This is a genomic window from Bifidobacterium dolichotidis (assembly GCF_003951975.1).
Lineage (GTDB): Bacteria > Actinomycetota > Actinomycetes > Actinomycetales > Bifidobacteriaceae > Bifidobacterium > Bifidobacterium dolichotidis.
Genome location: NZ_QXGM01000002.1, coordinates 1 through 26,138, shown reverse-complemented (window position 1 = coordinate 26,138; position 26,138 = coordinate 1). Strand labels below are relative to the sequence as shown.

The window sequence follows — 26,138 nt, the reverse complement described above, 5'->3', positions numbered from 1 at the left end:
TACGTATGAACGGCGTAATCCCGCACCGTCCATTACTCTAGAAGGTATGGCATTGATCGCGCGCATTCCAGCTCAGCAGGCCAATGTGGTTAACTGCTCAGGTCGTCCACAAGGACATTTGTATAGTCGTCAACATTCTCTCGTTTTCAATGGTGCACACATGCTTCGTAATAGTTATGTTGTTCGTAAATGCATTGCTGTAGTGCTCAGCGTTGTGCTGTCACTTGCAATGATGATCGGCGCTTCGCTGATTCCTAGCAGCTCCAGTGCTGCATTCGCCGATGATCCACAGCCAGCACAGTCAAGCCAACCAGCACAGTCGGATCAGCCAGCACCAGCCAATGATCCAACGGCAACGCCTTCGCCACAGACCAATACCCACGAAGAGCAGAGCACAGCAAGCTACATCACCGATACGAACAATTTGTTAGGTGACCACTTAGGCGAAGTTTCCGATGCCATCGCCAAAACCAAGCAGAAGACCGGTGTTACGGTTCGCCTGCTGTACTTGGATTCGTTCAATACCAAGGACAGTCCAGAAAAGTGGGCTTCCATACTGCTTGCATCACTGAAGCCAGCACCAAACACGGTTATGCTGGCCGTGGCGGCAAACGACGGCAACCTCGTTGTTGTGGTTTCGCCAAACTCCGACGAATGGCTCCGTAGCCAGAAAACAGTCGACAAGCTTTCTGATGCTGCACTGAACCCAATTGTGGATGCCGATTCCAAGAATGGTCCTGACTGGGCCAAGTCTGCAATTGACATGATGGATGCCATTCAAACAGCAAAAGAGACGTCCACCGCACATAAGTCTGTTTCCGCCGGCATCATTGTGCTCATCGTCATTATTGTGCTGCTCATCGCGCTAGCCGTGGGCATGATTGTGTGGCGAAAGCACCATAAGCCGCGCCGCAGGAGTCGTCATTCTGCGAAGGCAGCAGAAGAACGCTGGTACCAGAGCGTTGCTGAATCAAAGAAGAAGGCTCACGCACACCGTGCGCGTCGTAAGAAGAAGGCCGAGCAGGAAGAAACTTCCGAAACACCTGTGAAACACGCCTAAAACCACGGGAATTCCGCCAATACAGCTGACTCTCAGGAAACATTCAGATAAGGCGACCAAACTGAGAACCATGAGCAAACCAATTGAAGCTACGATCGTCGTTGTAGACGACGAACCGTCCATCCGCGAACTGCTGGTCGCCTCTCTGCACTTCGCAGGTTATGAAGTAGAGACGGCAGGCTCTGGTTCTGAAGCTATTGAGGTTATTGAGCGCACGCAGCCAGACCTCATCATTCTTGACGTTATGCTGCCAGATATTGACGGCTTTACTGTGACGCGTCGTATTCGCCAGGAAGGCATTGATGCACCAGTGCTGTTCCTGACGGCTCGCGACGATACGCAAGACAAGGTCATGGGCCTGACCGTCGGCGGAGACGATTACGTGACGAAGCCATTCAGCCTTGAAGAGGTTGTGGCACGTATTCGCGCAATCCTGCGCCGTACGCGTGAACAGGTCGAAGACGATCCAATTATTCGTGTTGGTGACCTTGAGATTAACGAAGATTCGCACGATGTAACTCGCGCTGGCAAGTCGATTGACCTGAGCCCAACCGAGTACAAGCTGCTGTGCTACCTCATGGATAACGAGGGTCGTGTGCTGTCGAAGGCTCAGATTCTTGACCACGTGTGGCAGTACGACTGGGGCGGCGACGCAGCAATCGTCGAATCGTACATCTCGTACCTGCGTAAGAAGGTCGACGACATCACGGTTGAAGACGAGGACGGCACGAAGCACAAGGTGCAGCCTCTGATCGAGACGAAGCGTGGTATTGGCTACATGATTCGTGCACCAAAGGAAGCATGATTCAACGCTTAGTAGCAAGCTACGCAGCATCTGCTATCGATAGCTTTTCAACACACAACGCTCGCAAAATATTGGGCAGAATGTGACACAAAATCGCGGCGGGATGGTGAGTTTTCACTGTCCGGCCGCGCTCGTGTACGTACCGGTATGTTCGTGTGCGTACTGGCATGTACAACTCACCAAGGAGCTTGAACAGACGTATGGTCAACGCCAATGACCGCGGTTCACAGTCGGACCAGCATGAGTCTCCGCAACCAGCTTCCGTAACTGCAACAACTGCAGCCGCATCCGTTGCTGATGCCGCAGGTGCATCAACCGGTGCAGGCGCCACAAATGCATCAGCATCAGCCACAGCTGCATCGACTTCGCCAGCTATGCCTCTTACGCCAAGGAAGCGTTTAAAGAAGCTCGACAACTTCTCCCTGAATACGAAGCTGGTGTCGATTATTATTGTGCTGCTGACGATTGGCACCATTGGTATTACGGTGTCGCTGCGTCAGCTGCTGAGCAACTATCTGCTCGACAAAACGGATTCGCAGCTGCTGCAACAGTCGGAGCTCGTGTTCAAGAACACCGACATGATGAACAGCGACCTTAACTCGCACAATGGTTTAACCACGTATTACGTTGAGTCGTACAACAAGCTCGACAATACGTCGACGGTTCAGCTACAGCCTGTTTATAAGGGCGGCGTGGTGTCGCAGCCTGAAATTCCTGCCGATGGCGGTACCGATGGCCATAAGCTTGGCCAGCCTTGGACCGCTAAGGCTAAGGTCATGATGCAGAATCCAGTGAGCCAGCCGGATCATGCAACGCTCAAAATGGCAGAGGCACCATGGCGCGTTGTGGCTATGCGCTGGATGAATAAGACGAGTTCCGGTGCACTGCAAGATGTTGGTGTGGTGTACATCGCTCTGTCGCTGAGCTCGCAAATCGACATGGTTGATACGCTGACGAAGTTCTGCGTGCTCGTTGGCATTGCAGTCGTGCTGCTTGGCGGCGTGGTCAGTGCTTTGGCTGTGCAGCGTACGCTTGACCCAATTAAGCGCATTGAAAAGAAGGCTGCTCTGATTGCAGCTGGTGATTTAACGCAGCGTATTGCCTATGCTCCAACGAATACTGAAATCGGTTCGCTGTCTCGTTCGCTGAACATCATGCTGATGAAGGTGGAACGAGCGTTCATCCAACAGCAGCAAACGACTGAGAAGATGAAGCGCTTCGTTTCTGATGCAAGCCACGAGTTGCGTACGCCTTTGGCCGCAATTCATGGTTATGCAGAGCTTTACATGATGCAGCGCAATATGCCAGACGCTATTGAGCGTGCCGATATGGCAATTGATCATATTGAGAAGTCGTCGTCGCGTATGACTGTGCTCGTTGAAGATCTGCTGTCGTTGGCTCGTCTTGATGAAGGCCGCGGTATTTCGGTTGACGGCCAGGTCAAGCTGTCGAGCGTGCTGCATGATTCGCTTGACGATCTGCACGCGCTTGATCCTGAGCGCAAGGTCAGCACGGGCTTGCTGGAGCTCGGTCCTGTGACTGAAGATGGTCAGCTGCCTCAGATTGTTGAGCAGCGTGAAGATCTGCCAGACATGACGATTACGGGTGATCAGAACCGTCTGCGTCAGGTGATTACGAACATAGTTGGTAACATTCACCGTTACACGCCATCTGATTCGCCAGTTGAGTTCGCGCTGGGCACGATCGGCCTTGACATGAGCCCTAAGGAGCTCGTTAAGTTGCCGAATGAGCCTGCTTCTGTGGCTAAGGTGATGGAAGCTGCCGCTCAGTATCGTAACGATCACTTGGGTGTGCCATATGTGTTCGTGCGTATCAGCGATCACGGCCCGGGTGTGCCAGAGGAGTTGCAGCCGAAGATCTTCGAGCGCTTCTACACGGCCGATCCGTCGCGCGCTCGTCAGAAGGGCGGCACCGGTTTGGGTATGGCAATCGCTTACTCGGTTGTTCAAGCTCACTCTGGTTTCATCACCGCTCAGACGACGCCTGGTGGCGGCTTGACGTTCCTCATAATTTTGCCGGTTTCGCAAACGTTCCGTGAGGAGAACGCAGAAGATATTATGATTTAATTTCTGCTTCGCTGTACACGGACCATAATGAAATGACTCCGTGTACAGTGTTGCTGTGTATGTGTTGCTTCGGACTCGGTTCGAGTGATAGTTATGATGAGTTCGAGCAGTTGAAGATTGTGTAGAAAGTTAGGTGAAAACAATAATGCCAAGTGGAAAGGTCCGTTGGTTCGACCAGTCAAAGGGCTATGGCTTTATTGAAAACGAAGAGGGTAGGGATGTGTTCATGCCTGCCGCTGCGTTGCCTCTTGGCCATAAGACGCTGCGCAAGGGCACGAAGGTTGAATACTCGTTAATTGAAGGTCGTAGGGGACCACAGGCCATGAACGTTGAGATCCATGCGTCGGCCCCTTCGCTCGTGAAGGCTACGCGTCCAAAGCCAGATGATATGGCTGCTATTGTTGAGGACCTGATTAAGCTGTTGGATACTGCAGGTAATGGTTTAAGGCGTCACCATTATCCTTCTGCTGCAGAGAGCAGGAAGCTTGCCACGTTGCTGCGTGCCGTGGCTGACAATTTTGATGTACAGGAATGAGTACTATGGCAAATTCCGATCTTGATCCACAGTCTCTTGCAAAGGCTATGGCCATTGAGGCTGCGCAAAACCCTGATGAGGTCGGCGATTTTGTAACTAGCGCACAAGAGGGTCCTGTTACGGACTTCCGTTTTGTGTCGCTTGTTCCAGGTTACGAGGGCTGGCAGTGGTCGGTCACGATGTTCCATGACGAGGAACTCGATACATGGACTGTTGACGAATCCACGATGATTCCAACTGAGCAGGCTTTGCTGCCTCCTAAGTGGATTCCATGGAAGGACCGTCTCAAGCCAAGCGACCTGTCGGTTACCGATGCCATTGGTACTGAAGCTGATGATGAGCGTCTCGAAGCAGGCATGCCAGAGTCTGAAGTGCAGAAGGCTGAGCAGCAGGCAGAAGCCGAAGCTGATGTTGCCTCTAATGCGGCTGCAGTTCAAGATGCTGAGCAGTCTGAAAAGTCTGAGCAAGCCGAGCAGGCCGAAACCAATGATCAGGCTGAGGTTGACAAGCATGCTGCATCAGATCAACAGGACGAAGCATCCGAGCAAACTGCAACGGATGACCAGACTGAGATTTCTGATCAGACTCAGGATGAATCGGCCGAAGAAGCTGAAGCTTCGAAGAACTCTGCTGAAGATATTGCCGATGCTGTGCGCGAGTTCGATCTGTCACGTCGTCGCGTGATGAGCGAACGCGGTCGTTCGGAAACAGCAAAGCGTTGGTACGAAGGCCCGCATGGTCCTAAGTCGCTTTCGACGAAGACCGCTGAAGGCAATACGTGCTCTACGTGTGGCTTCTTCATTCCTTTGCAGGGTGAGCTCAATACGATGTTTGGCGTGTGCGCCAACCGTTGGAGCCCTGACGATGGTCGTGTAGTTTCGCTGGATCATGGTTGTGGCGAGCATTCCGAAATCGAGCCACCAGAGCCAAGCCGTTTGTGGATTCAGACGAAGCCAGCACTTGACGATTACCACATCGATATCATCACACCTAATCCACGTGATGAGCATGGTGAAGTTGAGCTGCTTGAAGGTTTAGCTGAGCGCACGGTTGACGACGCTGAACAAGCATCCAAGGATTCGCAGAAGTCAAAGAAAGAATCTCAGGAAGCTGTAGAAGAAGATCTCAAGGACATCGCACGTACGGCTGAAGAAGCAGTGCACGGTGCGGAAGAAGCTGAAGAGTCGGCGGAAGAGCTGGCCGAGCAGCAGGTTGAGATCGTGGCTGAGGAAGCCAAGGAAGCCGTCGAGCGCGCAGAAGAAGCTGCAAACGAAGCCAAGGAACTCGCAGCAGAAGTAGAAGAAACCGAAGCAGAAGCTGAGGAATCGGAAGCTACGACTGAGACAAAGACTGAGGAAGCTGAACCTGCTGAACAGTCTGCTGACGAAGATCAGGCCAATGATCAGGATGCTAAGGAGCAGTCCGAAAACTAGTGAAATCGCGTGAATGCGCGACATAGGAACCCGTAACTCGAACGTGAGTTGCGGGTTCTTTTTGTATTACGGGCCTTGCTGAGATGGATTCTAGGCAAAGGTAGTGGCCACGATTGCGCAGAGGCTCGAAGGTAAACAGTCAACTGAACTTTGCACGGACAGTCAGATGAGATCCGATTGAATGGTGAACGTTTCGTGAAGTATTCTTGAATAAGGTTCTTCATATTATCAGATGAAATTTCTCCCTACATTTTGAGGGAAGGTGACTTCATATGAAATGGAATAAGGCTGCTATTACGTGGACTGTTGCGCTGGCTGCTGCAATTATGCCGTTTGGTGCAGGAAATGCTGTGGCAGATACGGGTGCGTACCGTCCTAATGAGGATATTGTTATTGACTCGCACAGTTTTCCTGATCCAGCGTTTAGGGAGTATATAGCAACGCATTGGGATACGGATAAAGATGGAATCCTTAGTTGGCAAGAACGGCTTGATGCCAAAGAATTGCGGCATACACCGAGCTTTGGAATAGAGCAAATAAAAGATCTATCAGGTATTGAGTATTTCCCTAATGTGGAGACTATTGCTATTCGCGGTAATAAGTTTTATCGAGATGATGCCTGGATTCGTGATGATGGAAGATTCGATATTTCACAGCTGCATCATGTGAAGAATCTCGACGTGGCTTATACCGGATTGTTCGAATTACATTTGCAATCGGCATCTCAACTGCAGAGTTTGCACGATGAAGGTAATAATCTGCAGTCCATCGATTTGTCTCAGAATGCCCAGCTAACTTCGGTAAATCTTTCGAATAATCATCTCACTTCGCTTACATTGCCGAATCAATCACAACTGCAGGAACTGAATGCTGCGAATAATGCGATTGAACAATTGGAATTATCACCGTCCAGTACTATGCGGGAGATCTCGATTCAGAACAATAAGGTGTCCTCGCTTGATGTGACTTCATTGCCACAATTGGAACGCCTTAACGTCACGAATAATGCACTGACTTCGCTTAGTGTTAGTAAGAATCCTCGATTGCAGATGCTCAGTGCTGGCGGCAACCAGCTTGCTACTCTTGACGTCTCGAACAATACCGATTTGGAAACGTTGGATCTTACAGAAAATCAGTTAGCTGCTGTGGATTTATCGCACAATGCAGCATTGACGTATGTATCCCTTGCCAATAATCAGTTAGCTACTCTTGATTTGACAAACAATACCTTGCTGCAAAATGTCTATCTTTCTAATAATCAATTAACAGGACTTGATCTATCAAAGAATACAAACTTAGAGCGGCTCATAGCTGAGCACAATCGCATTGGTAAAGATGACATCAGGGTCAAATGGGATATTTCAGCAAATACGAAGTTAAAGGAGCTCAATGTCGCAGACAATGGGCTGTGGGGTGTGGACCTGTCTACGCTTACCAATCTCACTCAGGTCAATATCAGTAATAATCATCTCGATAAAGTAGGTATTGAGCATCTGACTAATCTGCAAAGTCTCGATCTCAGATATAACCGATTCAGGTATCTTAACCTTCCTTATCAGGGCTCAGACGGGCGGGGAATGCGAGAGCTACGAATAGCAAATAATCCATTACTCGCTGTTGATATTGCGGCAATACCTGAACGATACGATTTTGGCGGATGGGAAGACGAAGGACGCTTCTACCCAGCGGGTGATCTCACCATTAATCTCAGTACCGAGGCAAAAGGTATTGATCTTGACAAAATACATGATGTGCAGGGAGCAAGGCTTAAAGGGCGATATTTAACAGCTATCTGTGCACCGAGTAAAGCAAGCTATGAGTACGATATGGGTGCTGGCATGAAATGGCATGCAAGTATTAGATATCTTGGTGGATGAGCATCTATTGCTTTGCAGGAAGAGTACCTATTGCACTTATTTCTTAGGTGTTTACGTACTCTCTACTCAGGCGTTTGCGTACTGACTTGATGAGAAGAAGTGCGTCTAATCCTGGTCTCATTACGCACTGGTTCTTGTGAGACGATTTTCCTTTGTGTGCATTTTGTGAAGTACTGTTAAAGGAGGTCTGTTCAACAGACGAGATGAAGAAGATTGTCCTCCCAACCGCTGAGGGAAAGTTCCCTACATACGAGTGAAGGTGAATCTGTTGAAGAAAACGTGGAAAAACAAATTAGTGGCATGCTCGGCTGCATTGGTCACATTATTGGCTCCATTTGCTGCAGGATCTGCTGTTGCCAATGCCTATGACGGTGATATTCCAATTAACAAAGAGACATTCCCTTGTGATGCATTCCAGGAGTATGTCAAAGCAAAATGGGACACGGATAAAAACGGTATATTATCAGTTCATGAACGAATGACCGTAGGTATGATTCACTTTAATCTTTGGACCAACGAGCCAGAAGAATTAACTTCCTTTAAGGGCATTGAATATGCTCCCAATATCGGTATGATTATTGCCAGAAATGGGTCATTAGTATCGCTAGATATTTCTAAGAATCCTAATCTGCATACGCTTGATGTTACGAATAACCAGATTGATGCATTAGATATTTCGCATAATCCGAATCTTCGTGAAATTCACATTGGTCACAATAATGTGAAGCAACTTGATGTTAAAAACCATAAGTACCTAGAAAAACTGAATGCTGGTGACAATGAGTTGTCGTCAATTGATGTGACGCAGAATGCAGAATTAGATACGCTCGATGTGGCTCGTAATCATATTGCATCAGTTGATGTAACTAACAATAAGAAACTCTGGAGCCTTGATGTTTCAGGAAACGGATTGAGCGACGTCGATGTTCAACAGAATAAGGAATTGGGGAGGTTGTATGCATCCGACAATAACCTCACCAGTCTGGACTTGTCCCAGAACGAAGAGCTTCTAGCATTACAAGTGAGTAACAACCAACTGCCTAATATCGATCTGAGCAACAATCAGAAGATCGATCAGTTTGATGTATCACATAACAGGCTCAACTATGTGCGTTTGACACATGAGCGCGATATGCGTGGGGACATCCCTTATCTTTTCAACGTGGAAGTTCACGATAATCCGTTACTCGGTGCAGACATTGAAGGCCGATTAATTGGATTTGATACGCGCGCTCAAGATGAGCAGCAGCAAACATATGTGACTAAGGAACGGTCTCTTGATCTTCTTCAAATAAATAAATATTTGACTACTAAAAAGATAACGAAGATTGAAGGTGGCACCATAAAGAATGGTGTGATCGTTCCTAATACCTACCCAGGCACAGTGAAGTATGACTATTACGCAGGACACCTTGATTCTGATTGGGGAGTGACCTGGAAGACAACAGTCCGCTTCGAAAAGTAAATCTCATACACAAAAATCCGTAACCCAATGAGTACGTTGAATTGAACGGCTCATTCCAGTTACGGATTTTTGTTTTTATGAAGGCAACAACAGACCTCAGAAATGAGATTCTGTTATTTATCGCATGTGAAGGGGGTATGTTGTCCAATAAGTCTTCCTGCAGCGATCACAGTGCAGAGGACGAGAATTCTCCCGTTTAATGAGAGAAAGAGAGTGTCCAATGAAGGGCAAATTCAAAAAAATTGTAATTGCAGCATCGGCTGCTTTAGCAACGTCAGTTGTTCCATTAACTACTGGAACTGCGTTTGCTGTAGTTGTAGATGAAGAAAAGATTGCAATTAACGAAACCAATTTCCCTGATGCAGCGTTCCGTAGCTATGTAGAAACGTATTGGGATACCGAAAAAGATGGTTTGCTATCACGAAGCGAACTTGATGCAGTAACCGAAGTGAAATATAACGCCGCAAGCGTTGCAACGCCGCCATTCACATCTCTTAAAGGCATTGAATACGCTACAAATCTGCGCTACTTGGGCGTAGAAAATAATCAACTTGCAAGTCTTGACGTTTCCAAGAATACGCAATTGACTTCATTGCAGGCGCCTGACAACGCAATTGATTCTCTGGATTTGTCAAACAATCCAAATTTGACTGATGTCAATGTTGGTTCGAATAAATTGTCGTCGTTGAATGTCAAGGGTAATGCAGAGCTGCAGAACCTCATCGTCGATAACAATACGATTGACGTATTGGACGTGACAGCTAATCCAAAGTTGGAGTCACTGTCTGCTGTAAAAACCGAGATTCATGGCCTTGACGTGACGCAGAACCCAGAGTTGCAAACTTTAGTCGTTGATGAGCTGAAGCTCGGCGAATTGGATGTGACCTCGAATCCGAAGCTTTCATCATTGTCCGCCAACAATGTTGGGATCACGGCATTAGATGTGACTAAGAATCCAGAACTGCGATCGCTGAATGTTCCTCAGAATGAGTTGACATCGCTTGATTTGACGAACAATACTAATCTTGAGCGTCTTGATGCTTCCAACAATAATTTAGGAAGTTTGGATTTGAAAAACAATCCGAAACTGGACTCGGTAAAAGTCAATGAGAATGGTATTACCGAACTTGATGTGACGCAGAATCCAGATCTGCGTACGTTAATTGTCCAAGCCAATCCATTGGCATCGCTTGATGTGACGCAGAACCAGAAGCTGTTCTCGCTCAATGCTGCTATGACGCCAATCAAGTCTATTGATGTGACGCAGAATACGGAATTAGATACTCTGACACTTGCTGGGGAAGAGTTGGAACCAGTTGATCTGACTAAGAACTCCGCACTGCGTGAACTCGTTATGCTGTCGGACGTTATGCCGTCGATTGATGTGACGAAGAATGCTGAACTCTCTACCTTGCAAATCGGTGGACTTACAGCACTGAACTGGGATCTGACCTCGGTTGATGTTTCTCAGAATACAGAGCTGGATAGTCTCACCATTGCAGGTACTGGTTTGTCTTCGCTTGATGTGTCGCACAATACGGCAATGAGGACATTACAAATCAATCGAGCTCCTCTGCTTGCGCTTGATGTGACAAAGAATCAGGCTTTGGAAACACTGACCGTTTCTCATACCGATTTGTGGAGGCTTGATGTTTCTCAGAATTCACGCCTTAGTGCGCTTGATGTTTCGAGTAACAATCTGACTTCGATTGATGTTACGAACCAGCCGCTGCTGAAGAGTCTAGTTGTCGATGAGAATGAAATAGCGGCTCTGGATGTTACAAAGAATGAGTCTTTGCTCGCATTAACAGCTAGTCGTAATACTTTGTCTTCTCTGGATCTGACGAAAAATGAGAAGCTGACTAAGCTGATGCTTCGAGACAATAAGATCAGTACGTTGGACTTGTCTCATAACACGCTTTTGGAAGGTCTCAACCTTAACCACAATACGCTTACCTCGCTTGATGTATCGCATCTTTCTAATCTGAAAGAGCTGTTAGTTGAACATAATCTGTTGGCATCCCTTGATGTACCGCAAACCTATGCTTCGTCGGACAATAGCGAAAATGCAGTACAGGGTCTTGATGTACTCTCCGTAGGCCAAAATCCTTTGTTCGGTATTAACGTTGCGGCGACTCCAGTAGAGTATGACGCTGGTTCACCTGATGACCCAGAGCGTATGAACTATATTTCTGGTCGATCTATTGATTTAGCACAGGCCGCACCTACAGTCGATCCTTCGAAGATCAGCGATGTGCAGGGTGGCAAGTTGAGTGGTACGGTGCTGACTCCTGATGAGTATCCAGGCACAGTGACCTATAAGTATGATATGGGCGCTGGTTTGACTTGGGATGCTCAGGTTACGTTTATAACTCAGCCTGCGTTGCCATTCACTGATGCTGATGAATCGACGCCGCATTATGACGATATTACTTGGCTTGCTTCGAATAAGATTTCGGAGGGCTATAGCAATGGCGATGGTACGTATCGTTTTGAGCCAATGACTGCTGTATATCGTCAGGATATGGCAGCATTCTTGCGTCGTATTGCGATTAAGAATGGTATTGGCGATGCTGCATCGTGGAAGCCTTCTGATGCAGATTGGAAGCGTTTTACTGATGTGAATAAGAAGACGCCTCATGCTGAGGATATTCTATGGCTGGCTCATGCTGAGATTTCGACTGGCTATAAGAATACTGATCATAAGACGTATCGTTTTGAGCCGATGACTCCTGTATATCGTCAGGATATGGCTGCGTTCCTGCATCGTTTGGCTGGTAAGGCCAATATGTTGACGTTGGTCGACAAGCGTGAGTTCTCTGATGTGACTAATAAGACGCCTCATGCTGATGATATTCGTTGGTTGGGTACTGTTGGCATTGCTGAAGGTTACGATAACGGCGATGGTACGTGGCGATTTGAAGGTATGACGAGGACGTATCGTCAGGATATGGCTGCGTTCCTGCATCGTTTTGATGAATTCATTAATGCTCGTGGGTAAGAGCATGGTGTTGTAATGCACATGCTCAATACCGAACGAGGGAATTCGATAGATAAATAAAGAATAATACGGGTCCGTAACTCCTTACAAAACAGGAGATACGGACCCTTTTTATATTTCGGAATTGAAGCCGTACAGAATATGAAATTATTGTGAATTCAATGTTCTCGTTGAATAGTCTGAAGCTGGGTATTTAAACCCAATAAAAGTTTCTCCCGTTATATGAGAGAAAGAGAGTTCAATGAAGAACAATATGAAAAAAGTTGCAATTGCAGCATCTACTGCGCTCGCAACCGTAATAATTCCATTTTCAGTAGGTAGCGCTGTGGCTGAGACAGTTGATGGCAATATCCCTATTAATGAAACGACATTCCCTGATGAGGTTTTCCGTGAATACGTAGCAGGGGTATGGGATCTTGATGAAGATGGTTCATTGAGTGATGAAGAACGTTTGCAGGTTGGTGCAGTCGTCTGTAATTTCGGTGATTTTTCATGGGATCAAATACAATCCTTGCAAGGTATCGAGTATGCACCGAATCTTGAGATGATTACTGCAGTTGGTAATGCAATTTCATCAATAGATATCTCAAAAAATTTGAATCTTGAGTATCTGAGTTTAGATGAAAATCCGATTACGTCTATTGATATTTCTCAGAACCCTAATTTGAGTGGATTGCATATCAGTAGGAGCAATCTCAATGAGATAAATACGTCGCAGAACCCTGATCTTACCTTCTTAGATGTTTCTAATACCAATATCTCTTCTATTGATGTTGGTTCGAATAAGAATCTTCAAGGTCTGTATGTCTCCGGTAACCAAATCTCATCGATTAATACGTCGCAGAACCCTGAATTAACTGTTCTGGATGCCAGCGATTGCGATTTGTCTGATCTTGACGTGTCAGCAAATCCATTGTTAGAGAGTCTATTTGTTGCGGATAATAATCTCACTGCGCTGGATATTGCCGCTAATACAAAGCTCACTAAGATTAATGCAAGTTCCAATAACTTGAATGAGTTAGCTGTTTCGCAGGCTCCGGAACTCGTGACGATTCAGGTTAATGGCAATAATATTGTTGATCTTGATGTGACGAAGAACCCAGATCTCTTTGTTCTCGAGGCTGCGGGAAATCAGCTATCAAGTCTTGATATATCGGAGAATAAACAACTCGACAGCTTGGTAGTCAACTTTAATAACATTGCAGCTCTTGATATGACGAATAACGAACATTTGCGTCATGTTAATGTGAGCACCAATCAGCTGTCCCAGTTGGATGTTTCCAAGAACACGGCATTGCAAACGTTGAATGCGAGTGAGAATGTATTAGCGTCAATCGATGTTGCCAATAATACGGAATTACTTTCTCTTGAACTCGGCGGTAATGTTCTGGAAACCATCGATGTATCGCAGAACTCGAATCTGTCAAAGCTGTATGTAGATGGTAATAATTTGTCTTCGATTGATGTGTCTCACAATGCTGAGCTCAATGCGCTTTCGGTTAGTGGAATGAAGCTTGAGCCAATTGATGTGACGCAGAATACAAAGTTAGAAACTCTCAATGCTAACGGAACTGGCAATGCTTCGTTTGATACATCGAAGAATCCATCGCTGAAGCAGCTGTATGTGGACTACAACAAGCTGCCAAATCTTGATGTTTCTAGTAACCCGGAGCTTGAGGTATTGTCTGCAATGGGTAACGAACTAGAGGCAGTTGAATTTGCCAACAATCCAGAGTTGAACACTATTAATCTCGCTGGCAATAAACTCTCATCGCTGGATCTTTACCAAACTCCAAAACTTCAATCGTTGAATGTGTCGGAGAATAGGATTCGATTCCTTGATGTTCCACAGGAATTTGCCACTGAAGATGGTCCAAGGGGACTCAAGGAACTGCGCGTTGATAATAATGAGTTGCTCGGTCTCAACATAGTGGTTGCACCAACTGTGTTCTCGTATGGGGAGAACATTTCTTACACGATTAACCACGAATTTGATGTAGCTCAAGTTGCACCAATAGTTAAGCCGGAAAACATTACGAGCGTTCAGGGTGGCGTTTTGGATGGATCCGTAATAAAGCCAGATGCATACCCTAGCGATGTGATCTATACCTACCAAACTGGTATCGGCGAGATTGCTTTGATGATTAAGTTTGGCGAAGTCCGGCCAGGCGAATTGCAGTTCACTGATGTGGATGAAACCACGCCACATGCTGCTGAAATTGATTGGCTTGCTAAGAACGGAATATCTGAAGGCTATAGGAATGAAGAAGGCACTCGACGTTTCGAGCCTATGACTTCTGTATATCGTCAGGATATGGCTGCATTCCTTCGTCGCGTTGCAGTAAAGAACATGGATCTTGCCGCAGCTACTTGGGAGCCTTCCGATGCCGATTGGGAACGTTTCACGGATGTGAACGAGCAGACTCCTCATGCCGAAGATATTCTGTGGTTGGCTCATGTTGGCATTTCCACGGGTTATAAGAATGCTGATGGTACGTTCCGATTCGAGCCGATGACTGTTGTGTATCGTCAGGATATGGCTGCGTTCTTGCATCGTTTTGCAACGAATCTTGGCAAGGGCGAAGGTGTTGAGCCGAAGGACTTCACCGATGTAACTGATAAGACGCCTCATGCGGATCATATTCGTTGGCTTGGTGGCACGAGTATCGCAAGAGGTTATGAGAATAGTGATGGTACCTACCGTTTCGAGGGTATGACGAATACCTATCGTCAGGATATGGCTGCATTCCTGAACCGTTTTGACGACTATGTCAATAAGGATGACTCTAGGTGAGATGCTGATTCGGAGTCATAAGCAATGGGGTACAACGTCCTATTGCAGTAATTGAGTAATACAAACTTAATATATAAGGAATCCGCAACTGGTGAGAACAGCAGTTGCGGATTCTTCTATATACTTTATTTCTACAAGAAGAACATGCTCTTGAAGGATAAGCGCCCTACCACATCGGAGGGAAAGCTGCTCGTTGAGGAAGGCTAAATAAGAAATGAAGCACATCAGCAATACACCAATAAAAAGGCCATGTCATGGTTGGCAATGATTGTGGCTGCTACAACTGTTTGTTCTGCAGGAACTGCAATGGCACAAGCCAGCGGAGCGGACAATGAATATCAACCTATTCCGGTTGATTGCGGAACCTTTCGTGATCCGCATGTTTTGAAGTATGCGCAGGATCATTGGGATACCGATGGTAAAGGTCCGTAACCCCTTACAAGAGGGGAGTTACGGACCTTATTGTTGTGCTACGAAATGTGGTAGCTGCGTAAGTTAGCGCACAATAGTGATATTGCACTCAGCTGAGTTGAGCACCTGATGCGAGACCGAACCGAGCAGCGTCGAATCGAGGCGGTTCAGGCCGCGGCGGCCAACAACCAAGTGACGGGCGTAACGGGAAGCGCTAACCATGCCCTTGCCAGGCATAATGTGGAACGCATTCGTCGTCACATCAATATTTGGCGGAAGCACAGTATTCTCAACGAATTCCTTGACACGCTGCTCAGCAGTCTTCTGAGCCACATCCATTGGAGGAACCGTGGTCTCGAAGCCCTCAACAAGGCCAAGATCCTTGAGCTGCCAGCAGTAAATTACGTGCAGTGGCGCATGGTGAATTGCAGCGAGCTGGGAAGCGAACTGCAGTGCGTCACGCGACGTTTCCGAACCATCAACGCCCACAACAATTGGACGAGACGTACGAGGCACGCTCGACTTTGGCGTCTCATAACGAACCGTCTGCTCACCAGGAGTGAGGGCAGTAGCGATCTCGTCCTGCACAGTGAAATCTTCATCCATGTGCGTTCGAATAATGGTCACTGGAACCTCAGCCTCTTCGATCAGCGAAGTCGAAAGCGAGCCAGCGAACCAACGAGCCAAGCGGCCCATTGTGCGGCGGCCAACTACGAGCTGCTGAGCGTTCTGGCTCATCTCGAGCAGGGCAGAGGAGCCGGAGCTGCGGAACGAGGTCAGCGTAATCTGCTCATCGGAAACATCAATATTTTCGCTGGCTTCTACAACCCAGTTGCGTAATTTTTCAGCAATCTGCAAACGAATACGGTGCAGATCTTCCTCGGACTCAGGCTCTGGACCCATGTCCCACGAGTAGGACCAGCCGTACACGCAGTTGACGTTTTGGCCAGTAATTGCGGCCTGACGCAGCGACCAGCGCAGTGCTGCGAACGATTCCTCGGAACCATCGACGCCTACAACAATATCGGAGTCAATCGATGGAACGTGCTGGAAATCCCCGTGAACTAGCGATTTCTCGAAATCAGCACGAGCGGCCAGGTCGTCATTGGCCATAGCGAATCCATGAGATTCACTTGCGGCTTTCTTGCTCATTCGAGCCTCCTTATAGTCATTTTCACTTCCTGTGATTAAGCATAGCGGTAAAGGGGGTTCGCTGTGGTGTAAAAATTGTTTCTTTTTGTGGGAACAAACGTCATTCCAAATTTGTAGAGTGATGTGGAGTTACATGAATGAAAGGACAAGCATGTTCGAACGGTTCACTGACCGGGCGCGGCGAGTCATCGTGTTGGCACAGGAAGAGGCTCGTTCTCTTCAGCACAACTACATCGGTACAGAGCATTTGCTGCTCGGCCTGATCCGCGAGGGAGAGGGCGTTGCCGCAAAGGCACTCGCCTCCATGGGCGTTACGCTGGACGATACGCGTAAGCAAGTTGAAGAAATGATTGGCAAGGGGACAGCTGCCCCTAGCGGTCACATTCCTTTCACGCCACATGCGAAGCAAGTTCTCGAACTTTCGCTGCGTGAAGCACTGCAGCTTGGTCACAGCTACATCGGCACTGAGCACATTCTGCTCGGCCTGATCCGCGAAGGCGAAGGCGTAGGCACTCAGGTACTGATCAAGATGGACGTCGACCTCGGCGAACTGCGCAGCACCACGATCGATATGATCCGTGGCAACGCTGGCAACGGTGAGGAAAAGGGCGATCTGGCAAACGCTGGTGGCGTTTCCGACAAGGGTCGTCAGACGGGTTCCGCAATCCTCGATCAGTTCGGTCGCAACCTGACCGCTGAGGCTAAGGAAGGCAAGCTCGATCCAGTTATCGGCCGTAGCTCGGAAATTGAACGCGTTATGGTCGTGCTCTCGAGGCGTACGAAGAACAACCCTGTGCTGATCGGCGAACCTGGCGTTGGTAAGACGGCAGTCGTTGAAGGCCTTGCTGAGAAGATCGTGTCTGGCGATGTTCCAGAGACGCTTAAGGATAAGCAGGTCTACTCGCTCGATCTGGGCTCGATGGTTGCAGGCTCTCGTTACCGCGGTGATTTCGAAGAGCGCCTCAAGAAGGTGCTGAAGGAAATCAAGACGCGCGGCGACATTGTGCTGTTCATCGATGAGATTCACACGATTGTTGGCGCTGGTTCGGCTGACGGTGCACTCGGTGCATCTGATATGTTGAAGCCAATGCTGGCTCGTGGTGAGCTCCAGACGATTGGTGCAACGACGACCGATGAGTACCGCAAGTACATTGAAAAGGATGCGGCACTTGAGCGACGTTTCCAGCCAATTCAGGTCAACGAGCCTTCGATCGCTGAAACGATTGAAATCTTGAAGGGTCTGCGTTCCCGCTACGAGAACCACCACCACGTGACGATTACCGATGGCGCTATTCAGGCTGCTGCCGAGCTGTCGTCTCGTTACATTCAGGATCGCAACCTGCCAGATAAGGCTATCGACTTGATCGATGAGGCTGGTGCACGTCTGCGCATTAAGCGTCTGACCGCTCCACCAGAGCTCAAGGAACTTGACGCTAAGGTCGCCAAGGTGGCTAAGGACAAGGACCAGGCCATTAAGGATCAGGAGTTCGAAAAGGCTGCTGAACTGCGCGATCGTCAGGAAAAGCTTGAAGAAGAGCTCAAGCAGAAGGAAGAGTCTTGGCGTGAAGGTGAGTCCGACGTCAAGATGGTCGTGGACGAAGATGTGATCGCTGAGGTCATTTCGCAGAGCACGGGCATTCCAGTGTTTAAGCTCACGCAGGCCGAATCGAAGAAGCTGCTCAGCATGGAGTCTGAGCTGCACAAGCGCATTATCGGTCAGGACGAGGCAGTGTCCGCACTGGCACGTTCGATCCGCCGTACGCGCGTTGGCTTGAAGGATCCAAAGCGTCCTGCAGGTTCATTCATCTTCGCAGGTCCAACTGGTGTTGGTAAGACCGAGCTGGCTAAGGCTCTAGCTCAGTTCCTGTTCGATGACGACGATGCTCTGATCCGCGTTGATATGTCGGAGTTCTCCGAGAAGTACGCTGCTTCGCGTCTGTTCGGTGCACCTCCAGGATACGTTGGCTACGAAGAGGGCGGCGAGCTCACCGAGAAGGTGCGTCGTAAGCCATTCTCCGTGGTGCTGTTCGATGAGATCGAAAAGGCTCACCCAGACATCTTCAACACGCTGTTGCAGGTGCTTGACGATGGCCACCTGACCGATGGCCAGGGCCGCAAGGTCGACTTCAAGAACACAATCATCATCCTGACGACGAACCTTGGTACGCGCGACATCGCAAAGGCTGCCAACACGGGCTTCAACCTGGGCACCAACACCGAGTCGAGCTACCAGCGCATGAAGGATCAGGTTTCGAACGAGCTCAAGCAGCAGTTCCGCCCTGAGTTCCTCAACCGTCTCGACGACATCATCGTGTTCCGTCAGCTGACTGAGGATCAGGTCCGTCAGATCGTTGATCTCGACGTCAAGCTTCTCAACGATCGCTTGTTCGATCGCCACATGGAGCTCGACCTGACCGACGCTGCAAAGGATCTGCTCGCACAGAAGGGCTTCGACCCACTGCTCGGTGCACGTCCACTGCGCCGCGTCATTCAGCGCGACATCGAAGACACGATCTCCGAGCGCATCCTTATGGGTGAGCTCGCTGACAACGAGCGTGTCATCGTCGATGCTGAGGGTGAGGGCATTCTTGGAACGTTCACGTTCAAGAGTGAGCCATTCGAGGTCGAGGCACCAAAGGATGAGGAATCCGCTGAGTCCGCTGAGGCTCCTGCTGAGACCTCTGCTGACTCCGCCGAAGTTGCTCCTTCCGAGGACGCTCCTTCCGAGTCCGCAGACACCGATTCCGAGGCATCTGCCGAGTGATCGCTGAGTATCCGTAGGATCTCACTAAACGTAAGACCAGTCGCTTTTGCGGCTGGTCTTTTGTTTTATTTCTGCGCTTCGCGCTGCGTCCTGATGTGCAATTTGCTCGGTTACCCGACGGATCTGCACGTAGAGGATATCTTCGTGTGCCATTTTGTCGGGTAGGTGATCAAATTGCACACGAAGCCTCAATGTGAGGCAATTTCACGTCTTTGCGTGCAATGCTGTCGGGTACCCGTGAATCTTGCACGTGAAGGGTACCTTTGAGTGCAGTTTCGTCAGGTAACCGGCGTGGATGCATTTAAAGGGCTAAAAATCTTGAATTTCCTTGCTTCAAGTGCCGATTCGTCGGATTAGCGAGAATTTTGCACTTGAAGAGTACCTTCGCGTGCACTTTTCTCGGGTAACCGTCGTAGTTGCACTTGAAGAGTGAATTCTCGGCTGATCTGTTGCTTCAAGTGCAATTTGCTCGGTTACCTGACAGATCTGCACGTAGAGGATATCTTCGTGTGCCATTTTGTCGGGTAGGTGATCAAACTGCACTCGAAGCCTCAATACGAGTCGATTCCACGTCTTTGCGTGCAATGCTGTCGGACACCCGTGAATCTTGCACACGAAGCCACCGTTCCGGTGCAGTTTCGTCAGGTAAGCGACAAAAGTGCACATGAAGATGTGTGACCTTTGCCTCAGAGTGAGGAATAGATAAGAAGCACATGCAGCTATCTGTTGCAACTAGGGAAATAAAAGAGAAATATAAATAAAAAAGAGCGACGCAACCGGATGGTCACGTCGCTCCTGAACGAATTAGCGAACGCTACGAGAGGGGAGTAGCAAACGGAACGGATCTACAAGTAACTGTTCCGGTAACTACTGGAGTTGCTCACTGAATGGCGTTGAGCCACTGCTCCTTCGTTGCCTTCTCAGCCTCAAGCTTGGCCTTCTTCTTAGGATCGGACTCGGCGGCAATCTGAGCGTCGAGGTCAGCGAGCTGAGCCTTAAGCTGATCGCCGAAGCTCGACTTACGAGCGTCAGCCTCAGGATCGGCCTGCTTCCAAGCAGCGTCCTCAACGGACTTGATCTGCTTGTCAACAGCGTCGAGGCGGCTCTCAATGCGGTGGACGTCCTCACGAGGGACGTAACCGATCTGATCCCACTGTTCCTGAATTGCGGCCAGAGCCTGACGAGCCTTCTTGGCGTCAGCCTCAGTCGTCACAGGAAGCAGAGCCTCAGCCTTCTTGAGAAGCTCTTCCTTCTTGACAAGGTTCTCAGCCTCAGCCGAGTGCATCTGATCGCGATCAGCCTGACGAGCGCCGAAGAACTTGTCAGCTGCAGCGCGGAAACGCTCCCACAGCTTGTCGTCCTCGTTGCGGCCAGCGCGACCTGCCTGCTTCCAGCGAGCCATGAGATCGTTGAACTTGCGCGAAGTCTCACCCCAAGCCGTCGAATCCTGCAGCGACTCTGCTTCAGCGATGATTTCTTCCTTAGCCTTACGAGCCTGCTCACGCTCAGCATCGCGAGCCTGAGCCCACTTGCGGCGAGCCTGGTTGAACTGCGTGCGAGCGGAGGAGAAGCGCTTCCACAGTGCGTCGGCCTCAGCCTTATCGATACGCACGGTCGTGCGCTGGTGCTGCTGCCACTGCTCGAACAGCGAGCGGAACTTATCAGCCGTCGAACGCCAGTTCGTGTTGTCCGAAAGGTTGGAAATCAGGGCCTCAGCCTGCTCAACAATTGCCGTACGCTCAGCCACAGCCTTAGCCACAGCCTTCTTACGGTTCTCTGCAATTTCCTGCTTACGTGCGGCTGCAGTCTTCTCAAGATCATTGAACTTCTGCTGCAACGCAGGAATGTTACCAACCACAGCTGGCTTATCTACGTCCTGCTTGAGCGTTGCCAGCGTCTCATCAATTTCACGAGTCTTAATTGAGTTGGACTTCAGGCGGTTAGCGAACAGATCAAGCTTTGCCTGAAGATCGAGATAACGACGAGCGTAGAGTGCCAGAGCTTCTTCCTGAGAAGCGTTCGGGAATTGACCGACCTCGCGCTCACCGTCGCCGTCCTTCACGAACACAGTGCCGTCTTCGGCAACGCGGCCAAACTGCTCCTGAGCCTTCAGATCAGCATCGGTGTGAGCAACCTCTACATGTGCAGCGGTGGCAGCAGTTTTATGTGGTTTCTTAGCAAATGCTGCTGGTGATGGTGCATGCGGCTTTGGTGCAGCTGCAGATTTTGGTGAGGTGGTTTCTTCTGGGGTGACAGTGTTGTCGGCCATGCTCAGCTCCTTAGCTTGTCGTGACAGGGAAGCGCGGTACGGCGTTGAACCGAATTTGTAGTACTTCCAAATCTTTAGTGTAGCAATGCCCCCTGCAGTATGGGAAAGCCTTTCACAACGTGTACGCAACGAATACCAAGCTTTTGCGAGGAATTTAGTCCTTTTCTGATGGCGCAAGAGGGTGAACACCTAGTGAATATCTTGATAAATACCTGATGAATACCTGACGAATATAAGGCATTCCTGCGTATTCCGACGCGCAAAGGGGGTTTGTTCCGCAACTCCTTTTACACTAGTGACCCGTGGCAAAAGGTTCATCAATTTCAGGTTTCCCGGAGTGGCTCCCATCCGAACGAGTAGTGGAGCAGCGTGTCATTGATACGCTCAGGCGCACGTTCGAGCTCAATGGCTTCATTGGCATTGAGACTCGTGCTGTTGAGCAGGGCGCAAGCCTGCTCAAGAAAGGTGAGACGAGCAAGGAGATTTATCTGCTCTCGCGTCTGCAAGACGTTGGCAATGAAGCAGATACTCCAGTTGCTGATCGCCTCGGCCTGCATTTCGATTTGACCGTGCCGCTGAGCCGTTATGTTGTTGAGCATTCTGGCCAGCTTGCATTCCCATTTAAGCGTTGGCAGATCCAGAAGGTGTGGCGTGGTGAGCGTCCACAGGAGGGTCGCTTCCGTGAGTTCGTCCAGGCAGATATCGATGTGGTTGGCAATGGTGATTTGCCAGAGCATTACGAAGTGGATCTGCCGCTCGTTATGGTCAGCGCTCTTGAGCAGCTGCGCGAGTTCGGTCTGCCAAAGGCAACCGTGCACGCCAACAACCGTAAGCTTTCTGAAGGCTTCTACCGCGGTCTCGGCCTGACTGATATTGAAGGCGTTCTGCGTGAGATCGATAAGCTCGACAAGATCGGTGCTGAAGAAGTCGTTAAGCTGCTCGTCAGCGAATGCGGTGCATCCGAGGATCAGGCACGTGCTTGCCTCGAGCTCGCAGACCTGACTGCAGACAACGGTGCAGATCTGACTGCAAAGTTCAATGCACTGTGCGAGCTGCACCACGTGACCGAGAACGAAGAAGCATACGCTCTTGCTAAGCAGGGTCTTGATACGCTGGCCAACATCATTGATAAGGCTGCACGTATTCGCCCAGGCGCAGTTGTGGCAGATCTGAAGATCGCCCGCGGCCTCGATTACTACACGGGTTCCGTCTACGAGACGTTCCTTGAGGGTGCTGCTTCGCTCGGCTCGATCTGCTCTGGTGGTCGTTACGACAACCTCGCATCGCAGGGCTCGAAGCGTTACCCAGGCGTTGGCCTCTCGATTGGTCTGTCCCGCTTGGTCTCCTACATGCTGCACACGGCAAAGGCAACCGCAACGCGCGTTTCGCCAGCAGTGGTGCTTGTGGCTGTGTGGAACGAGAACGATCGTGCAATTTCCGACGACATCGCAGCACGTCTGCGCGCTCGCGGCATTGCAGCTGACGTGGCTCCAACCGCCGCCAAGCTCGGCAAGCAGATTAAGTACGCCGATAAGCTGGGTATCCCTTACGTGTGGTTCCCAGCAGATACGCTCGAAACCGAAGCTGCTCCAGACGGCACTGAGGCTGATCAGGCAACGCATGATGAAGTCAAGAACATCATCACGGGTGACCAGCAGCCAGCAAATGCTGACACTTGGGAGCCAGATTCGGCTTTGGCTGAGCAGGGCGTCAAGCTCGAGAGCTGAAACTTAATAAACCCAATACTGCAGTATTTACTGCAGTAGACGAATGCTTATGCAGCTGCCCATCGCGGTTTGAGATCAGCGTATGAAACCCATCTCAGCATTCAGATGCGTCTCACCATTCAAATCGCGAGGGCTGGTTTGCATGGCTAACGTCGAACCCCATAACCATTCTTAGATACTGATACTGAACCATTCTGAGAAAAGACATTCTTAAGAATCCAACATTCTTAGAACACTGAATGCTACAAAGAAGGAATAGAGGAAGCATGAGCCAGACGGCTTATCGTACACATCATGCCACCGAAGTGACTGAGGACCTCGTCGGTCAAGAAGTCACGCTTGCCGGTTGGGTTGATCGTCGCCGTGATCACGGTGGCGTTGCGTTCATCGATTTGAGGGACTCTTCGGGCGTTGTGCAGGCCGTCATCGACGATGAAGAGATGGCTCGCCCTCTGCGCAGCGAGTTCGTTGTGGAGCTGACGGGTAAGGTCCGTCTGCGTCCAGATGGCAACGCTAACGAGCACATGGAGACCGGCAAGGTCGAGGTTGAGGTCAAGGACCTGAAGATCCTCGCTAAGTCCGATGCTCTGCCATTCCAGGTTTCTACGGTTCTCGCAAACGAGACCGAAGGCAAGCTGCCAAGCGAAGAGGTGCGTCTCAAGTACCGTTACCTCGATCTGCGCCGCCCATCGATGGCTCGCAACATCAAGCTGCGTTCCAACATGATGAAGGCTGCTCGCAACGTGCTTGACGAGATGGGCTTCACTGAGGTTGAGACCCCAACGATGATCAAGTCGACGCCAGAAGGCGCTCGCGACTTCCTCGTCCCAGCACGTCTGGTGCCAGGTTCTTGGTACGCACTGCCACAGTCTCCTCAGCTGCTCAAGCAGCTGCTCATGGTTTCGGGCGTGGAGCGCTACTACCAGTTCGCTCGCTGCTACCGTGATGAGGACTTCCGCGCTGATCGTCAGCCAGAGTTCACGCAGCTCGATATGGAGATGTCGTTCGTTGATCAGGAAGACGTTATGGCTATGACCGAGCGTCTTGTGCAGGCAATTTGGAAGTCTGCTGGTCACGACGTGCAGCTGCCTCTGCCTCGCATTACGTGGCAGGAAGCAATGGACAAGTACGGTTCCGATAAGCCAGATCTGCGCTTCGGCAACCCACTGGTCGAGCTCACTGATTACTTCAAGAACACGCCATTCCGCGTCTTCCAGGCTCCATACGTTGGTGCAGTCCTGTTCAAGGGCGGCGCTTCGACGCCTCGTCGTCAGTTCGATGCATGGCAGGATTGGGCTAAGCAGCACGGCGCTAAGGGCTTGGCTTACATTCAGTTCACTGCTGATGGCGAGATCAAGGGCCCTGTCGCTAAGAACATTTCCGAGGAAGAGCGCAACGGCCTCAAGGAAGCTGTTGGTGCAGAAGACGGCGATGCAGTGTTCTTCGCTGCAGGTCCTCGTGAGGCTTCCCAGATGCTGCTCGGCGCTGTGCGTGTTGAGCTCGCTGAGCGTGCAGGCCTGCGCGACCCTAACAAGTTCGCCTTCACGTGGGTTGTTGACTTCCCACTGTTCAAGCGCGCTGATGATCCAGATGATGACGATGTTGCAGTCGGCCACTCCAAGTGGACGAGTATGCACCACCCATTCACTATGCCATCGAAGGATTGGATCGACAACTTCGATAAGGATCCTGAGCACGCAATGTCTGATTCTTACGACATCGTCTGCAACGGTAACGAGATGGGCGGCGGTTCCGTGCGTATCCACCGCGACGACATCCAGGACCGTGTGCTCGACGTGCTCGGCATCGGCGAGAAGGAAGCAGAAGACAAGTTCGGCTTCCTGCTTGAGGCCTTCAAGTACGGTGCACCACCTCACGCTGGTCTGGCTCTGGGCTGGGATCGTACGGCTGCAATTCTTGCTGGTTCCGACTCGATCCGCGACGTCATCGCCTTCCCTAAGGCTGGCGGCGGCCGCGATCCACTGACCGGCGCTCCTGCTCCAATTTCCGAAGAGCAGCGTGCAGAAACCGGCGTGGATTACGATCCAGAGGAAGATGACTGATCTTCCGTTCCGCTCGTTTTGAGTACTTTCATTTGGCGGCGATAAGCTTCGTTCTTATCGCCGCCTTTTGTTGTATTTACTGCTTTTATTTCTGCGCTTCGCGCTGCCTCGTGTGCAGCTGTGCCTCTTATGTGGCAGCAACGTATTCGAAGCACTTCTTACGTGCAGCTGTGCCGTTTATCTGGTGGGGTTGCACGGGAAGGGGCCTTTTACGTGCAACTCCACCAGGTACGTGGTAGTTCTGCATGCAAAGAGGCGAAAATAGCAAGAATTATGCATTGATGTGCAAACCCACCAGTTACGTGGTGGGTTTGCACTTTTAGATAGTCTTCGCGTGCAAGTGCACCACTTATCTGGCGAAATAGCATATGAAGCACCAAAAATAGGGGAAGTTTATGCTTTACGTGCGTTGTTGCCGGTTATGCGGCGGCACTGCATTCGAAGCACCTCTTCACGTGCACAATGGCCACCTATATGGTGGAGCTGCATAGGAATGAGTAATTCCAATAATGGGGAATCAGCCATAGATCCGTCTTCGTGTGCCGTTCTGTCGGCTACCTGACTTACTTGCACGTGAACAGTGTCTTTGTGTGCACTTTTCTCGGTTAACTGAGAAATCTGCATACGAAGCACTCGAAATCAAAGATTTTTGATGCTTACGTGCAAATACGTCGCATACCTGAGGATTATGCACG

15 protein-coding genes are annotated in these 26,138 nt (G+C 49.9%); 13 read left to right on the top strand and 2 right to left on the bottom strand.

Annotation, left to right across the window (positions count from 1 at the left end):
- The first annotated feature begins 46 nt into the window (after positions 1-46).
- The 10 genes from D2E26_RS04010 (at position 47) to D2E26_RS03965 (ending at position 15,489) form a co-directional block, all read left to right on the top strand.
- Positions 47-1,060 carry a TPM domain-containing protein gene (locus tag D2E26_RS04010; RefSeq protein ID WP_125963435.1) on the top strand — a complete coding sequence of 338 codons (1,014 nt, stop codon included), beginning with the start codon at positions 47-49 and terminating at the stop codon, positions 1,058-1,060.
- A 70-nt stretch (positions 1,061-1,130) separates the two neighbouring features.
- On the top strand, positions 1,131-1,865 hold the full coding sequence (locus tag D2E26_RS04005) for a response regulator transcription factor (RefSeq protein WP_125963434.1): 735 nt from the start codon (positions 1,131-1,133) through the stop codon (positions 1,863-1,865).
- A gap of 200 nt (positions 1,866-2,065) precedes the next feature.
- Complete coding sequence (locus D2E26_RS04000; RefSeq protein WP_241218867.1) at positions 2,066-3,952, top strand: sensor histidine kinase; 1,887 nt, start codon at positions 2,066-2,068, stop codon at positions 3,950-3,952.
- A gap of 145 nt (positions 3,953-4,097) precedes the next feature.
- Positions 4,098-4,487, top strand: a complete 390-nt coding sequence (locus D2E26_RS03995) for a cold-shock protein (protein ID WP_125963432.1) — start codon at positions 4,098-4,100, stop codon at positions 4,485-4,487.
- A gap of 5 nt (positions 4,488-4,492) precedes the next feature.
- Entirely contained in the window at positions 4,493-5,920 is a 1,428-nt protein-coding gene (locus tag D2E26_RS03990; protein ID WP_125963431.1) for a DUF3027 domain-containing protein, read from the top strand.
- A gap of 272 nt (positions 5,921-6,192) precedes the next feature.
- Positions 6,193-7,797 carry a leucine-rich repeat domain-containing protein gene (locus D2E26_RS03985; protein WP_125963430.1) on the top strand — a complete coding sequence of 535 codons (1,605 nt, stop codon included), beginning with the start codon at positions 6,193-6,195 and terminating at the stop codon, positions 7,795-7,797.
- A gap of 268 nt (positions 7,798-8,065) precedes the next feature.
- A complete protein-coding gene (locus D2E26_RS03980) occupies positions 8,066-9,262 on the top strand; it encodes a leucine-rich repeat domain-containing protein (RefSeq protein WP_125963429.1) in 1,197 nt (398 codons plus the stop codon).
- Positions 9,263-9,482: 220 nt separating this feature from the next.
- Positions 9,483-12,263 (top strand): S-layer homology domain-containing protein, encoded by a 2,781-nt coding sequence (locus tag D2E26_RS07555; protein WP_241218866.1) that lies wholly within the window; start codon positions 9,483-9,485, stop codon positions 12,261-12,263.
- 241 nt (positions 12,264-12,504) lie between these two features.
- Positions 12,505-15,057, top strand: a complete 2,553-nt coding sequence (locus tag D2E26_RS03970; protein ID WP_125963427.1) for an S-layer homology domain-containing protein — start codon at positions 12,505-12,507, stop codon at positions 15,055-15,057.
- A gap of 249 nt (positions 15,058-15,306) precedes the next feature.
- A complete protein-coding gene (locus D2E26_RS03965) occupies positions 15,307-15,489 on the top strand; it encodes a hypothetical protein (RefSeq protein WP_125963426.1) in 183 nt (60 codons plus the stop codon).
- Between the two features lie 63 nt (positions 15,490-15,552).
- Here D2E26_RS03965 and D2E26_RS03960 read toward each other — a convergent pair whose 3' ends face one another.
- Positions 15,553-16,620, bottom strand: a complete 1,068-nt coding sequence (locus tag D2E26_RS03960) for a universal stress protein (RefSeq protein ID WP_241218865.1) — start codon at positions 16,618-16,620, stop codon at positions 15,553-15,555.
- A gap of 151 nt (positions 16,621-16,771) precedes the next feature.
- Here D2E26_RS03960 and D2E26_RS03955 point away from each other — a divergent pair, with 151 nt between their 5' ends.
- The gene (locus D2E26_RS03955) at positions 16,772-19,384 is read left to right on the top strand and encodes an ATP-dependent Clp protease ATP-binding subunit (RefSeq protein WP_125963425.1); all 2,613 of its coding nucleotides are present in this window, start codon (positions 16,772-16,774) and stop codon (positions 19,382-19,384) included.
- Positions 19,385-20,264: 880 nt separating this feature from the next.
- On the opposite strand, the gene D2E26_RS03950 is transcribed toward D2E26_RS03955, so the two are convergent.
- On the bottom strand, positions 20,265-21,653 hold the full coding sequence (locus D2E26_RS03950; protein WP_125963424.1) for a DUF349 domain-containing protein: 1,389 nt from the start codon (positions 21,651-21,653) through the stop codon (positions 20,265-20,267).
- A 302-nt stretch (positions 21,654-21,955) separates the two neighbouring features.
- On the opposite strand from D2E26_RS03950, the gene hisS reads away from it, so the two are divergent.
- Together hisS and aspS are read left to right on the top strand one after the other, a co-directional pair.
- Entirely contained in the window at positions 21,956-23,380 is a 1,425-nt protein-coding gene (gene hisS, locus D2E26_RS03945; protein WP_125963423.1) for a histidine--tRNA ligase, read from the top strand.
- Positions 23,381-23,646: 266 nt separating this feature from the next.
- Positions 23,647-25,443 (top strand): aspartate--tRNA ligase, encoded by a 1,797-nt coding sequence (aspS, locus tag D2E26_RS03940; RefSeq protein ID WP_125963422.1) that lies wholly within the window; start codon positions 23,647-23,649, stop codon positions 25,441-25,443.
- Positions 25,444-26,138: the final 695 nt, after the last annotated feature.